The 14,147-nt window shown below is 65.2% G+C and carries 16 protein-coding genes; 7 read left to right on the top strand and 9 right to left on the bottom strand.

Going from position 1 to position 14,147, the window contains the following annotated elements; genetic code table 11:
• Positions 1 to 68 precede the first annotated feature (68 nt).
• On the bottom strand, positions 69 to 848 hold the full coding sequence (locus tag O4220_RS26540; protein ID WP_269608537.1) for a PIG-L family deacetylase: 780 nt from the start codon (positions 846 to 848) through the stop codon (positions 69 to 71).
• Positions 849 to 910: 62 nt separating this feature from the next.
• Between O4220_RS26540 and O4220_RS26535 the strand changes: the two genes are divergently transcribed.
• Both O4220_RS26535 and O4220_RS26530 read left to right on the top strand, forming a co-directional pair.
• A complete protein-coding gene (locus O4220_RS26535) occupies positions 911 to 2,587 on the top strand; it encodes an alpha/beta hydrolase (RefSeq protein ID WP_269608536.1) in 1,677 nt (558 codons plus the stop codon).
• A 155-nt stretch (positions 2,588 to 2,742) separates the two neighbouring features.
• On the top strand, positions 2,743 to 3,117 hold the full coding sequence (locus O4220_RS26530) for a DUF4440 domain-containing protein (protein WP_269608535.1): 375 nt from the start codon (positions 2,743 to 2,745) through the stop codon (positions 3,115 to 3,117).
• Positions 3,118 to 3,169: 52 nt separating this feature from the next.
• On the opposite strand, the gene menE is transcribed toward O4220_RS26530, so the two are convergent.
• From menE to O4220_RS26505, 5 genes are read right to left on the bottom strand one after another with little or no spacing between them, the layout of a single operon-like run.
• On the bottom strand, positions 3,170 to 4,306 hold the full coding sequence (menE, locus tag O4220_RS26525; protein ID WP_269608534.1) for an o-succinylbenzoate--CoA ligase: 1,137 nt from the start codon (positions 4,304 to 4,306) through the stop codon (positions 3,170 to 3,172).
• A gap of 10 nt (positions 4,307 to 4,316) precedes the next feature.
• On the bottom strand, positions 4,317 to 4,631 hold the full coding sequence (locus tag O4220_RS26520; RefSeq protein ID WP_269608533.1) for a DUF3349 domain-containing protein: 315 nt from the start codon (positions 4,629 to 4,631) through the stop codon (positions 4,317 to 4,319).
• A 4-nt stretch (positions 4,632 to 4,635) separates the two neighbouring features.
• A complete protein-coding gene (locus O4220_RS26515; protein WP_037171792.1) occupies positions 4,636 to 4,965 on the bottom strand; it encodes a DUF3349 domain-containing protein in 330 nt (109 codons plus the stop codon).
• Between the two features lie 26 nt (positions 4,966 to 4,991).
• Positions 4,992 to 5,279 (bottom strand): hypothetical protein, encoded by a 288-nt coding sequence (locus tag O4220_RS26510; RefSeq protein ID WP_269608532.1) that lies wholly within the window; start codon positions 5,277 to 5,279, stop codon positions 4,992 to 4,994.
• Positions 5,280 to 5,286: 7 nt separating this feature from the next.
• Positions 5,287 to 6,459, bottom strand: a complete 1,173-nt coding sequence (locus O4220_RS26505) for an inorganic phosphate transporter (RefSeq protein ID WP_269608531.1) — start codon at positions 6,457 to 6,459, stop codon at positions 5,287 to 5,289.
• A 185-nt stretch (positions 6,460 to 6,644) separates the two neighbouring features.
• On the opposite strand from O4220_RS26505, the gene O4220_RS26500 reads away from it, so the two are divergent.
• Together O4220_RS26500 and O4220_RS26495 are read left to right on the top strand one after the other, a co-directional pair.
• Positions 6,645 to 8,027 carry a hypothetical protein gene (locus O4220_RS26500; protein WP_269608530.1) on the top strand — a complete coding sequence of 461 codons (1,383 nt, stop codon included), beginning with the start codon at positions 6,645 to 6,647 and terminating at the stop codon, positions 8,025 to 8,027.
• Positions 8,028 to 8,132: 105 nt separating this feature from the next.
• Complete coding sequence (locus O4220_RS26495; RefSeq protein WP_269608529.1) at positions 8,133 to 9,416, top strand: EAL domain-containing protein; 1,284 nt, start codon at positions 8,133 to 8,135, stop codon at positions 9,414 to 9,416.
• On the opposite strand, the gene O4220_RS26490 is transcribed toward O4220_RS26495, so the two are convergent.
• From O4220_RS26490 to O4220_RS26480, 3 genes are read right to left on the bottom strand one after another with little or no spacing between them, the layout of a single operon-like run.
• Entirely contained in the window at positions 9,413 to 9,793 is a 381-nt protein-coding gene (locus O4220_RS26490) for a VOC family protein (RefSeq protein ID WP_269608528.1), read from the bottom strand. The two genes, O4220_RS26495 and O4220_RS26490, sit on opposite strands and share 4 nt — an antisense overlap.
• A 24-nt stretch (positions 9,794 to 9,817) precedes the next feature.
• Positions 9,818 to 10,930 (bottom strand): sensor domain-containing diguanylate cyclase, encoded by a 1,113-nt coding sequence (locus O4220_RS26485; RefSeq protein ID WP_269608527.1) that lies wholly within the window; start codon positions 10,928 to 10,930, stop codon positions 9,818 to 9,820.
• A gap of 32 nt (positions 10,931 to 10,962) precedes the next feature.
• On the bottom strand, positions 10,963 to 11,856 hold the full coding sequence (locus O4220_RS26480) for a 1,4-dihydroxy-2-naphthoyl-CoA synthase (RefSeq protein WP_037171788.1): 894 nt from the start codon (positions 11,854 to 11,856) through the stop codon (positions 10,963 to 10,965).
• Between the two features lie 67 nt (positions 11,857 to 11,923).
• On the opposite strand from O4220_RS26480, the gene O4220_RS26475 reads away from it, so the two are divergent.
• Genes O4220_RS26475 through O4220_RS26465 form a run of 3 tightly spaced genes read left to right on the top strand, consistent with a single transcriptional unit; the run spans position 11,924 to position 14,052 of the window.
• Positions 11,924 to 12,589: a PaaI family thioesterase gene (locus O4220_RS26475; RefSeq protein WP_269608526.1), complete on the top strand. Its 666-nt coding sequence runs from the start codon at positions 11,924 to 11,926 to the stop codon at positions 12,587 to 12,589.
• On the top strand, positions 12,586 to 13,557 hold the full coding sequence (locus tag O4220_RS26470) for an o-succinylbenzoate synthase (protein WP_269608525.1): 972 nt from the start codon (positions 12,586 to 12,588) through the stop codon (positions 13,555 to 13,557). Before O4220_RS26475 ends, O4220_RS26470 begins: the two co-directional genes overlap by 4 nt.
• Positions 13,558 to 13,608: 51 nt before the next feature.
• Positions 13,609 to 14,052, top strand: a complete 444-nt coding sequence (locus O4220_RS26465) for a DUF6918 family protein (protein ID WP_269608524.1) — start codon at positions 13,609 to 13,611, stop codon at positions 14,050 to 14,052.
• Positions 14,053 to 14,147 lie beyond the last annotated feature (95 nt).

The following is a 14,147-nucleotide window of genomic DNA, read 5'->3' as shown; positions in this document are numbered from 1 at the left end:
CGTACGTCGCGCTTGCGTCACCTGTCTCGTGCCGTCACCTGCCGTGTGGTGTCACCTGTTCTTCGGTGTCACAGTGGCAGCGAGGTCTCTGTCAGGCCGACGCCACCGGTACCGCGCAGCTTCCTGAACCATTCGGTGCCGAAGGCGGTGGTGAGTTGTTCGATGGGCATCTGCAGAAACGGACCGAAATCGCCGACCTGGGTCTCGTGCGCTTCCATGGCTGCTCGCTTCGCCGCGATCACGCTGGACACGTCGACCACCGTGGTGATCTCGGTTTCCGGCAGTCCGAACGTCTCCATGTCCGGCGGTGACGCCTCCTCGCCCCAGTGCGGATTTGCCTCCATCAGTCGGCGCATGTGATCGCGGTTGGTCGTGGTTTCGTACACGTACCTGGTCTCGGCGATCTCGGTGGCGCGCTTGCCGACCACGTGCACCTGAATGTGGTCGGGATGGCCGTATCCACCGTTCGGGTCGTAAATGGTGACGACGTCGGCCTGCTCTTCGAGCAGCACGTCGGCCAATCGCCCCGCCGCGGTGTCGACGTCGACGTTGCAGAAGGCCTCCGGATTGGCATTTTCCGGAGTGCCCGCCATTCCGGAATCGGCGTAGTGCAACCGAACGATGCGGTCCACTCCCAGAACGGCGGCCGAACGATCCAGCTCGGTGCGTCGGCGCTCTGCCAGTGTCTCGCCGTCGGTGAGGATTCCGTCCGGAAACTCTCCGAAGGCACCGTCGGTTGCCGTGACGAGAACGACGCGATGGCCGGCATCGGCAGCCAGACGCATCACCCCGCCGGTGCCGAACACTTCGTCGTCGGGATGTGCATGGAAGCAGACCAGAACACTCATGCGTTGAATGCTTGCACGTCGAAGTGGGTACAGCCCAGTCGGCGGGCCAATACGATCGTCGGGTGACCACACAGCGGTCGTCCTCGATACGTTCGTACTGGCGGGATTCACGAGCGGATCGGTACTGCCGCGCACTACATCCCGTCGGGATCTTTTTCGCGCTCGTGTTCTACGCGCTGTCGATGACTCCTTCTCTGCTGCCCCGTGCGTGGTACCTGCAGGCGGTGGCCACCGGTATCAGTGTCGCGATCGGTTACGGCGTGGGATGCCTCATTGCCTGGGTGGTCCGGCTCTGCGGAGTGTCACCGGACTGGTCGCAGCAGTGGCGTCGACGTGGGTGGTGGGCGCTGGCCGCGGCTGCGGTGGTGGTGATTCCGCTGTTCCTGATCCTCGGATCCTGGTGGCAGCAGATCGTCCGCAAGCTGGTCGGCGTGGAAGACCCCGGCCGGCCGCTGTATGTCGCGGTGCTGGTGCTCTCGTTGGTGGTGGCGGTGGCCGTGCTTGCTCTGGGACGCCTGCTGCGCAGAGCGACTCGGGCACTGACGCGCTGGGGCAAGCAGTACGTACCGAGGCCGGTGGCGAGGATCGCCAGCGTGATCGTGGTTGCCCTGCTGGTGGTGTTCGCTGTCAATGGCGCATTGATTCGGGGAATCGTGGCCGTCGCGGAGAAGTCCGCATCGACTGCCGATCGCGGCAACCACGATGGGGTGGAAAAGCCAACGGCGGAGGAGCTTTCGGGTTCGGATGCCTCGAACGAGGAATGGGATTCGCTGGGACAGGAGGGTCGACGGTTTGTCGTTTCGGGAGCATCGCCCGACGAGATCAGCGAATTCACCGGGAGACCTGCAGTGCAACCGATCCGCGCGTACGCCGGTGTCGAGTCGGCCGACACCGTCGAGGGCGTCGCAGAGCGCGTGGTGGCCGAACTCGAACGTACCGGCGCATTCTCGCGGGCCGTGCTCGGTGTCGCGACCACCACCGGACGTGGGTGGGTCAACGAATCCGTGGCCGGCCCCCTCGAGTATCTGTACGGCGGTAATTCGGCAATTGCGTCGATGCAGTACTCGTTCCTGCCGAGCCCGATGGCATTTCTGGCCGACCGTCAGACTCCGCAGGATGCCGGACGAGCACTCTTCGAGGCGATCTACGCGGTGTGGAGCGAACTTCCGGAAGATTCACGACCCAAGTTGGTGCTGTTCGGTGAGAGCCTCGGTGCGTACGGAGGGCAGGATGCATTCAGCGGTGCACAGGACATGATTGCGCGCATCGACGGTGCCCTGTGGGTCGGCAACCCGAACTTCACTCCTCAATGGGCCCGCATCACCGGTGGACGCGACGCCGGTTCCCGCGAGATCCTGCCTGTCATCAACGGCGGCGAACACGTCCGTTTCGCTGGGTCTTCCGGTGATCTCGATATCGGCGGACCGTGGGAGGAGCCGCGAATCGTATACTGGCAGCACGCATCCGACCCCATCGTGTGGTGGTCACCCGATCTGATTCTGGGCCGACCCGACTGGCTGAACGAACCGCGTGGCACCGACGTGGACCCGGGTGTGCAGTGGTTCCCGTTTGTCACGTTCTGGCAGTTGACCTTCGATCAGGTCTTCTCCACCGACGTCGACGACGGTCACGGCCACAGCTACGGAGCCGACGCGGTGCGCATGTGGGCCGACATCCTCGATCCGCCGGGATGGTCCGACGCCGACGTGGAGCGACTGTACGAGAAAATGGCGGGTTGAGCTGATCGAGCGCTGAGCCTGACCCGGAACCGGATCGAGCGCAAACGCGAGCGCGTTTGCCGGACGCGCGCGAGTTCGCTGACTATCTCGCGCGCACCTGGCGAATGCGCTCGCGTTTGTGCGTGAGACAGTGACTCATCGTGAGACAGTGACTCATGTTGCCCAACGACGCCGGTCGTACTGAGTTCGACCCCGATCTTGCGACTGTTCTGGCGCTCGAGCGAGAGTTGCAGACCCCAGAATGTCGACGCAACCGCGGGCGGCTGGTCAGTCTGTTCGCCGAGGACTTCACCGAAGTGGGAGCTTCGGGCGCGGTGTGGGACAAGACGTCGATCCTCGAACTACTGGGCACCGAAGATTCCGTCGAGATCGAGGTGCTCGAACTGAGTGGGCGAGCGGTCGGTACGGATTTCGTTCTTGTGCACTGGATTTCGCAAACATCGGGCAAGCGAGCGCGTCGAACCTCGCTGTGGCGACGCGCGACATCGGGATGGGAATCGATACACCATCAAGGCACGCCGCTGAACTGACCGCCGCAAACGCGCTCGCGTTTGCGCCCGAACGAGCCGAGCGGCGGCCCGCTCAGCGCTTCCCGAGCACAGTCCGCAATTCTGCTCGATTCAGTTTTCCCGGGCCTCGGGTCGGCAGTGATTTCACCAGAAACAACTCACGTGGCGCGGCCGTGATGTCCAATGACGATTCGACGTGAGAACGCAACTCCGCCAACGTCACCGGCGCAGAGGCGACCACTGCGACCACCACTCTCTGGCCGAGGCGCTCGTCCGGCAACCCGACGACCGCGCACTCCAGCACTGCGGGATGCGTTGCCAGCGCTGCTTCGACAACCTGCGGTACGACGGTCAGGCCACCGGTCGAGATGGCCTCGTCGAGTCGGCCGGTAATGCTCAATACCCCGTCGACCATTGTTCCCGCGTCGTCCGTGCGGAACCATCCCGGCTCGGCGAACGCCGGGTGCTCGGGTAATCCGCGATACCCGGAGGCCAGGGTCCTACCGCCCAACACGACTCTGCCTGCGTCGATGCGCACCACCGTGTTGCGCAACGGAACTCCGTCGTACACGCAGCCGCCTGCGGTTTCGCTCATTCCGTACGTTCGAACCAAGCGGATCCCTGCAGCATGTGCCTTCTCCCGCAACGGTATCGGCGTGGCAGCCCCGCCCAGTAACACAGCATCGAGCGAGGCCAACGCAGCAACGGCCTCGGGGTTCTCGAATGCCTTCACCAACTGGCCGGGAACCAGTGACGTGTAGCGCAGGGGACCCGACATTCGGCCCACCGACTCGATCAGGGCGACCGGGTCGAAGCCGTGGGAGACATCCATGATCACCGGCGACGTTCCGGCGAGCACGCTGCGCAGCAAGACCTGCATTCCGGCGATGTGGTGCGCGGGCAACGCAAGCAGCCACGAGCCAGGCCCGCCGAGTCGCTCCTCGGTAGCCGTCGCCGACGCGACCAGAGCGGACGCAGACAGCATGGCGCCCTTGGGTGTTCCCGTCGTACCGGAGGTTGCGACGACCAATGCGACGTCGTCGTCGATGGGGGTTCCGGGGGCCAACGCGTCGTGCAGGCGTCGGATCTCGCGTGGATCGTCGGCGGGAACAGGAAGTACGGCCGGTCCGTCACCGGCCAGCACACGGCTCAGCCGCGGCAGGATGTCTGCCGCGGCCGGTCCGGTCGGAATGGGAACGCTCTCGAGCACACGTGCGAGATTAGTCCTCGCGGCGGAGCGTGAACGGGTCGGCCAGGGGCCAGCCACCGGCGGCGAGGTTCGCTCGTACCCGGTTGACGTCTTCTTCCCGGGGCATCTCGTTGGTGACCTTGGTGATGGTGACGGAAATACCTGCTTTGTCGGCAGGCAGCCGGCCGTCGGCGATGAGGGCATCCATCACCGACTGCACTTCGTCGTCGGACAGTCGCCGATTCAGAAGAGCAAGGAGGGGAACGTAATCCGCTTCGGGTACCCCGTCGGGATAACCACCGCGAAGCCACCCGACTATCGAGTGGAGGAACGACGGGACCGACATGGACTTACAGGGCCGCCGGATCCGCGAGCGGCCAACCACCGGCTGCCAGCCGCGCCGAGACACGAGAGATGTCCTCGGCCGTCGGCTCGGCGTCGATCTGTTCGCGGATGTACGTCGCGATCTCGTCGGTCGAAATGGCACCGTCGTCGAGTGCGCCGTTGGCGGGAGAGACGAGTTCGAGAACTATCTCCTGCACCTGAGCGTCGGTGAGTGCTGCGCGGCGCAGGAGCGCAACGAGCGGGAAACGGTCCTTGGGCGGAACGCCCTCGGGATATCCGGCTCGGAGCCATTCGAGCACCGAGGCCGGGAATGCGGTCTTGGTGGAGTCGGTCATGAGAGCTGTACCCCTTCTCGGGTGTGTCAGAAGACGGAGATGCCGAACGTGCTGTCGAGGAAGTTCTTCATGATGAAGAGGATTCCGGCGACGATCGCGACGACGACTACTACGAAACAGAGAACGGCCGCGGCGGTGGCGACTGCCGGCCGGGCCACGCGCGTGGTGCCCGAGGCAGTGGCCTCGTCCGAGGGCTCACCGACCGAGAGTGCCTTGAGTCCGAAAGCGAAGATCGCGGGCAGTCCGGCACCGAGCAGGAGTCCGACGAGAACGACCTGCCAGAGCGAATCGAGCGTGTGCTTGAGGGTTTCCATGGTGTCTTCAGACCTTCGCGGGGGAGTCGGCTTCGGTGGCGGCGGGAACGAGTCCGCCGTCCCACTCGGCGTTCACGTTGTCCGGATCGACGGGTTCGCGGCGCGAGCGGATGTACATGGCGGTGGCCAGGCCGACGAGGATGGCGAAGACCACGAGGATGCCGGGTAGACCGCCGATCGTGTGGGCGAGCAGCCAGCACGCGGCACCGACCACTCCGGCCAGCGGCAAGGTGATGACCCAGGCGACGGCCATACGGCCTGCGACGTTCCACCGCACTGCGGCACCGGGCTTGCCGAGTCCCGATCCGAGGATCGAGCCGGTGGCAACCTGGGTGGTCGAGAGCGGGAGTCCGAGGTGGCTCGACGTCAGAATGATTGCTGCAGAGGATGATTCGGCGGCCATGCCCTGCGGAGATGCGATCTCGACCAGGCCCTTGCCCAGGGTGCGGATGACGCGCCAGCCGCCGAGGTAGGTGCCCAACGCGATGGCGAGCGCGCATGTGACCTTGACCCACAGGGGCATCTCGGCATCGGGTGAGACGGTGCCGTAGGCGACGAGCGCCAGGAAGATCACGCCCATCGTCTTCTGGGCGTCGTTGGTGCCGTGTGCGAGCGAGACGAGCGAAGCCGAACCGATCTGGCCCCAGCGGAATCCGCGCTCCTTCGACTTCTCGGGCACTGCGTTGGTGATGCGGTAGATGATCCAGGTGCCGACGGTGGCCACGAGGCCGGCGACGATGGGAGCCAGCACGGCGGGCAACACGATCTTGCTCCATACCCCGTCCCACACGACACCGCTGGTTCCAAGCCCCGCCATGGTGGCACCGATGAGGCCGCCGAACAGTGCGTGCGAGCTGCTCGACGGGATGCCGAGGAGCCAGGTGGCGAGGTTCCACAGGATGCCGCCGACGAGGCCGGCGAAGATGATGGTCAGCAGGGCCTGGCCGCCGGTATCGCCGAGGTTGACGATGCCTTTCGCGACGGTGGCGGCCACCTCTACGGATAGGAAGGCGCCGACCAGATTGAGGACGGCAGACAGGGTGACCGCGACCTTGGGCTTCAGCGCCCCGGTCGCGATCGACGTCGCCATGGCGTTGGCGGTGTCGTGGAAACCGTTGGTGAAGTCGAAGGCCAATGCCGTCACGACCACCACGAGAAGTACGAGAAATTCAGCGCTCACGGTGGAAAGTGTGGGACATGAACGTTGTTTCGCGGAAATTTCTTGCGAAGTGTTCTTCTTGGGCGCTGTGAAGTCGCCCGCAGTTCATCTCCCGTTCACCTAATTGCCTTATATGTCCAATTTTGCTGTGTCGCAGCACACGGCGGTCGTCGTCTCGAACCGAGCCGTTGTGGAACAGTGGAACCGTGAAGGGATCGAGCATGGACGACGCGGTGTCGGCCGCTCTGTCGTATTTCGATTCCGTCGATCCCGCGCTCGCTGCCGATGCGCGTCTGGGGTGGGACGGTCTGATCGGTGTGTCTCCGCCGGCTGGCCCCACTCAACATTCTGTGCAGTCCTTTCTCTGGGTCTATCTGCGGCACGCCGCGGAGGGTCCCGATCGCGGCGTCGACATTGCTCGCGCGCTCGGCGAGTTGCTCGACCGACTCGGCCGCGTCGTATACGCGGACATCGCGCGCAGCGCGGTCACCGAGGAGCTCGTCCGAACACCCGACGATGCGGCCTGGTTGCAGAAGTACCGCGCGGCCACCGATCAGTCGGGCATCGGTGCCCTCGACACCGAACTGGTCACCTGGCAGGACGCCCCCACCGGCATCGAGCGGGTCATCGTCGAAAAGATCGGCGAGACACTGGAAGTGGCGACCATCGCCGGTGAGTTCGATCCGTCGAGGCCAGGTGGTAGACCTCTCGGTGCCAACGCGCGGGCCATGCGGCGACGCGGCGTCACCGACGCGGTGTTGACCGCCGATCGCGGGAGGGACGGCTGCGAGGCCGTTCTGCTGGAACAGCTGCTCGACCACCGCATAGAACTCTGGAGCAGCTACAGCGCACCGCGGGCAGAGCTCTATCTGGGGCTGCGCGATGCGCTGCACGATGCCGTCGAGCCGATGTACGGCTGCGTTCGCAGGCTGGAGACCTTCATCGGATGCATCGGCGACGGTGTCACCTTGACCGATGCCGGATACTTGCCCGACGAGCTCGTGGCAACCATCGCAAACACCGTTTTTTCTCCGAACGAGCGTGCGCGGGAGTGGAGCCTGCGGAATGACCCAGAAGATCAGCATGTCGGTCGTGAACTCGACACCGAGAAAGTTCTCGTGCTCCGACGCCTGCTCATGAGGGTGCGTCTGCTGCGTCGTTCCGCCGGGCGGTTGGTGCCCACTGCCCGCACCCGGCAGCTCAGCTCCGACGGGCTGTGGCGTGTGCTCACCGGCGGCCTCGTCGGCACTGGATATCACCCGGACACTATCGCCGCGGAGGTCGTTCTCGCTCGCATGATCGTCGGTCAGGACGTCGCCGATACTGAGACCAGCGCCGACGACCTGGCGCGACTGTTGCGTGCGGAGGGGTGGACCCACGCAGGCAAGGTTCCGGCTCCCGAGCATGCCGAACCCCTGGCCAGGACCTTGGTCGTCGAGCTGAGCGCACTCGGAGCAGTCGAGTTGTCGGATCGCGATCGTACGTCCGGGTCGTCTACTGCCGGATCGGTCGCGACCGACGAAGGCAGGCGGCTTGCAGCTGCGGTGCTGCGGCACCGGCTGCTCCACACGCGCTATCCGTCGTTGTGACCACTCCGAGTTGGGCTATCGGTCGAATCTGCCGATCTTGCACGGTTAAGCTCACCTGGATCCGGTTCCAGAACGGGCCCGGTCGTCTTGGGTGAGGAGATGCCGGTGGACGGTGAGGTCGCGGACACCGCGCGCTCCCAGTCTCGCCGACAGAGCGACTCCGCTCGTCGATATCTCGATGTCGAGGCCACCACTCCCGCGCTGCGTTCGACGGTCGAATTCGCCGCTCGCAGCGTCGGATTCGCCATCGCCCAGCTCAACGTGCTCGACGAAGACACTCAGTACACGCTGGTCAACGTCGGCGGGCCGCCGGTGTCCACCGTCGAGCGAGCCGACACGCTGTGCGACGACGTGGTGCGCACCGGGGTGCCCGCAGTCGTCGCGCACGGACGCGTTCACGCCACCACCCGGCAGCGCGCCATCCTGGACGAGAACGGCATCGAGTCGTACGCCTCCGTTCCGTTGCGCGGTCGAGAGGGCCTGGTCATCGGCACACTGTGCCTACTCGATCGCACGCCGCGATCACTTTCGGGTGAGCAGATGCAGGAACTCGAACAGTTCGCGTCGGTACTCGAAGAGCAACTCGATCTGCATCGCCGCGTCGGATCCGGCGTCATCCGCCTGGGGAGCGACAACGACATCGCCGACTCCATCGCCGACGGTCACATCGTGCCCTGGTTCCAGTCGATCGTGGATCTGCGGACCGAGGAGATCGTCGGCTTCGAGGCGTTGGCTCGTTGGCACCACCCCACCCGCGGGATGGTGGTACCAGCGGATTTCGTCCCGTTCGCCGAGGCCAGCGAACTCATCATCGACGTCGACCTCAGTGTGCTCGCTCAGGCCGCGGCCGAGATGAAGAAGTGGCACGTCCACCGTCCTGACCTTCGACTGACGGTCAACATTTCCGGACGCCACCTCGCCCACCCCGACGGCGTCAGCCATCTCGAACGCGCCATCGCGTCGTCCGGGGTGTCTCCGTCGTCCATCTCGCTCGAACTCACCGAAACCACCGCGGTGACACCGGGGCCGCTGCTGCGCAGGCATATCGACGACGTGCATCGGCTGGGTTTCCGGGTGCTGCTCGATGATTTCGGTTCGGGCTGGTCCTCGCTCGAGCGGTTGGTGACATTGCAGCCCGACGGCATCAAGATCGACGGTCACCTGACGCGGTTCGTCGATACGGTCGCCGGACGGGCGATGATCAGGTCGTTGGCTGGGGTGGCGAAGGACCTCGAACTGACGATGATCGTAGAAGGCATCGAGAGCCGCGAACAGGCCGATGCTGCACTCGAGCTCGGGTGCACCCTGGCACAGGGGTACCTGTGGTCGCGTCCACAGTCGGCGCAGTCGGTACTGCGCACGATTGCCGACAGCGCCGGCAGTAGTTAGCGGTTGTCCCGTCGGAGCGGGTGATCCTGCGGGATCTGCACCAGCACGATCCGAATCCCATCCGGATCCTCGATCCACATTTCGATCAGGCCCCACGGTTCAGTTCGCGCCTCGCGCACGATCGGAATTCCAGCCGATTCCAATTCCTCGGTGGCCGAATCGATGTCGCGTACCTGCAGCCAGAGCGCGCCGGCGAACGTTCCTGGCTCGTCACCGCGATGATGCGACGCGATCTCGAGCAACCCCTGGCCCACGAACAACACGGTGCCGCCGGGATACTCCCGAAACACGGCAAGGGAAAGGCCATCGCGATAGAACTCGAGGGTCTTTCGATAGTCGGCCGGGCGCAGAATTGTCCGAGAAGCGAGGATGTCCACCCCGCATGGATACCACGGGTCCTCTCACAGCACGCTCTTGATCACCCGATCGCCGCCCGCAGCTTTGGCCTCGTACATCATCGAGTCCGCCACCCGTGTTGCACGCGTGACGATGTCGATGTCCCGATCCCACAGCGCCGAATCCCAGTACACGATGGCTGCCCCGATGCTGACGGTCACCGAGACGGAGTCGGCCGGGTCGCGTAGGGCTCGGCGCACTCCATGGATCAGCGCGTCGACGTGCAATCGCGACGTCGACACCACGGCAAGGTACTCCTCACCGCCGGTGCGGGCGAGCACCCCGTACTCACCGAGGTGAGTTTCGAGCCGCTCGGCGACGCGCACGATGACCGCGTCCCCTTCCTCGTGCCCGTAGCGGTCGTTGATGGATTTGAAGCGGTCTATGTCCACCACCAGCACCGCCACGCATCGATCCTGATCCCGCCCGAGCAGCCACACGTCGTCCACGGCCGCATCGAGTCCGCGTCGATTGAGCAGCCCGGTGAGTGGATCGAGCACAGAACTTCGAGCATCCTCGGTCAGGACGGTCACCAGCAGGTGCGAGGTCAGCGGAACCCCGGCAATCGCCAACAGCACCACGTTGGTCCGGAAGATCAACGATGCGATGTCCACGTCGTCGGCAGCGTGGGTCGCTACTGCGGCCGCGACAGTGCACGCCACCGCGAAGAACAAATGGGCCACCAGCCAGCGCGGGCTGAGGAAGAACGTGCAGAAGGTGCCGATCACGGCGAACAGTGCGCACGTGAGAACGGCGTCCACGATCGGGTTGATCAGGAGTGCGGATGCCGTGCCCAAGTCCGCGAACACAGCGAAGGCCACCACCCCCAATCGGCCGGGGAACGGTCTGGTGATCCACGCCGCTGCGACCACCACGACCATGACGAGCATGACGGCTTTCCAGCCGATCGCGACGACGCTCCGCGAGGTGTCCGCGGAAAAGAGGGACACCACCGCAAGTGCGCCGTAGTTCAGCGTCAGGACGGCCATCACCCATCGGATGAGTCGTCCGGTGAGACGCGAGTTCTGAAAATCCGCCATCCAGCGGTAGTCGAAGGGCTGAAAGAACCAGGCTCGGACCGCGTTGGCAGCACCGCCGTGGCGGGGGCGATGCGTCATCGAGTCCACAGGGCTGTCGGAGATCGGGGGGATCAGAAATATCGAGGGAACGGCGACCAGTCGGGCTCGCGCTTGTCCAGGAAGGCATCGCGTCCCTCCACGGCCTCGTCCGTCATGTACGCCAGGCGAGTCGCTTCACCGGCGAACAACTGCTGGCCCACCAGGCCGTCGTCCTGCAAGTTGAACGCGTACTTGAGCATCCGTTGCGCCTGGGGAGACTTCGCGTTGATCTTCGCTGCCCACTCGATGGCCGTGTTCTCGAGTTCGGCGTGATCGACCACCTTGTTCACTGCGCCCATACGGTGCATCTCCTCGGCCGAGTACGTCTCGCCGAGGAAGAATATCTCTCGGGCGAACTTCTGGCCGACCATCTTGGCCAGGTACGCGCTGCCGTAGCCACCGTCGAAGCTGCCGACGTCGGCGTCGGTCTGCTTGAACCGAGCATGCTCGCGGCTCGCCAGCGTCAGATCGCACACCACGTGCAGGCTGTGGCCTCCGCCGGCTGCCCAGCCGTTGACCAGACAGATGACGACCTTGGGCATGAATCTGATCAACCGCTGCACTTCCAGAATGTGCAGGCGGCCGGCGCGAGCCTTGTCGACGGTCTCGGCCGTTTCACCGTCCGCATACTGGTAGCCACTTCGTCCACGGATGCGCTGATCGCCGCCGGAGCAGAAGGCCCAGCCGCCGTCCTTGCTGCTCGGCCCGTTTCCGGTGAGCAGCACCGTGCCCACGTCGGAGCTCACCCGTGCGTGCTCGAGCGCGCGATAGAGCTCGTCGACGGTGTGCGGCCGAAACGCGTTGCGAATCTCGGGACGATCGAACGCAACTCGCACGGTCGCGTCGGACACGTGCCGGTGATAGGTGATGTCGGTCAGATCTTCGAAACCGGGAACGGGGAGCCACAGCTCGGGAGTGAAGGTCACGGGCGTCAGCTTAACGGTGGTCGGGGTTGCATCCGTGCCGACCGGTCGGTGCAGCTAGCGTGCAGTCATGACCGATCCGAAGCAGCTCGACCGCGATTACGACCATCACGGAGACAGGAGTGGAGCCCGCGGAACGACCCGAGGGGGCTTCCCGCGCTTCGTGCCGGCGAAGGTGGGCCCGGAGTACGGGCAGCTGCTCGAGGCTTTGCGCACGGTGCAGGACCTCGCGGTGTCCACCTCGTTGCCTGCGGAGGTCGCCGAGGCAGCCGCAGGCAAGGCCCGAGAATTGATCGAGCTGTTGACGCCGCACGTGGTTGCCGAGGGACGTCAGACGGCCGGGCGAGTTCCGCGTCTGCCGGGTCGAGGCTCGTTGTTGCTGATGCCCTGGATCATCGAGAAGATCGACGCCGACGGCGTCCGCAGCCGGGGTATGTTCCGGCGCTTCCACCTCGGGGGTAACTCCGCCGCGCACGGCGGCACGCTGCCACTGCTGTTCGACGATCTCTTCGGCCTGATCCAGCATGCCTACGGCAGACCGATCAGCCGAACGGCGTACCTGCACATCGACTACCGCAAGGTGACGCCGCTGAATACCGAGCTGATCGTGGAGGGTGCGGTGGACAGGGTTGAAGGACGTAAGACGTTCATCAACGCTCGGCTCACGGATCTGGACGGCAACCTGTTGGCCGACTGTGAGGCGTTGATGGTGCAGTTGCTCCCGGGGCAGCAATGATCCCGGCGGTCGACGATCTGCTCGACGGCGCACACGTGCTCTCGATGCCGATGCGGACCAAATTTCGCGGCATCACGACCCGCGAGGTGATGTTGATTCACGGGCCCGCCGGGTGGGGCGAGTTCTCGCCGTTCACCGAGTACGACGATCCCGAGTCGGCTCCGTGGTTGGCCTCGGCGATCGAAGCTGCGTGGGAGGGCCCGCCGAGCCCGTTGCGTCGACGCATCCCGGTGAACGCGACGGTTCCTGCGGTGCCCGCCTCCGACGTGGCGTCGGTGCTGAGTCGGTCTCCCGGGGCCGAAACGGCGAAGGTGAAGGTTGCCGAGAAAGGGCAGAGCCTGGCCGACGACGTCGCACGCGTCCGCGCAGTACGCGAGCTGGTGCCGCGGATCCGAATCGACGCCAACGGCGGCTGGACCGTCGACGAGGCGGTGAAGGCGCTGACGGCCCTGACAGCCGACGGTCCGCTGGAGTACGCCGAGCAACCGTGCGCCTCGGTCGCCGAGCTCGTCGAACTGCGGCGTCGGACGCCGGGGGTACGGGTGGCCGCCGACGAGAGCATCCGCCGAGCCGAGGACCCGATGAAGGTCGTGCGGGCCGGTGGCGCCGACATCGCGGTGCTGAAGGTCGCTCCGCTGGGCGGGATGCGGGCGGTGCTCGAACTGGCCGGCGGGTTGGCGGAGTACGGCGTGCCGGTGGTGGTGTCGAGTGCGCTCGATTCTGCGGTCGGTATCTCGGCCGGGTTGGCCGCAGCCGCTGCGCTGCCGCATCTCGAATTCGCCTGTGGATTGGGGACGGGCAGCCTGTTCGTCCGTGACGTCGCACCGGCACTGGACGTGGTCGACGGAACGTATCCGGTCGACAGCGTCGAACCGGATGCGCAGGCCCTGATCGAACTCGGTGCCGACGCCGAGCGCACGCAGTGGTGGATCGATCGAGTTCGGCGCTGCCACGCCCTTCTGCGGTAGTCTTGCGCCCGGTCCGCGTGGGGCCGCTACACATCTGGGAGGAACTTCGAAGTGGTTGCTGCACTGAAGGATTCGCTGCTCGACGAGTCGAAGGCCGACGCGCTGCGCGTCGATGTCCTGGCTCTGATCGACGCCGAGGTTGCGGACAAGAAGGGCGCGAGTGGACTCGCGGTCAAGGGGGGATACGGCGCAGTGAAGAAGGTCGGGCCGTCGTACATCGACAGCGCGGTCTCTGCTCTGTGGCCCGATTTCGTGGACAAGCTCGACCCGTTCTGGCAGTCGTACAACGCGGCTCCGCAGGGCACGTTCGGCGAGTATCTCGCCGCCAATGGCGACGCCGCATCCGACGCGCTGCTCTCGGTCACCGATGCGCGTATCGAGGAAACCGACAAGTCCGTCGTCAAGAAGTTCTACGGCAGCCTGCGGGGCTCGGCCAAGAAGAACGTCACCGAGGCACTGCCTCGGGTGGGTGACCTGATCACCAAGCACGCCTGAGCGGCTTCGCCGCATGTGAGCAGAAACTCGTACCCTGCTACGAGTTTCCGCTCAGTGATACTGGAGTTGTTCGTCGAGGTGGAAGGTGTGACTCG

It is taken from the genome of Rhodococcus ruber, assembly GCF_027270735.1.
Taxonomy (GTDB): Bacteria; Actinomycetota; Actinomycetes; order Mycobacteriales; family Mycobacteriaceae; genus Rhodococcoides; species Rhodococcoides rubrum_A.
This window is presented reverse-complemented; position numbering and strand designations above follow the sequence as displayed.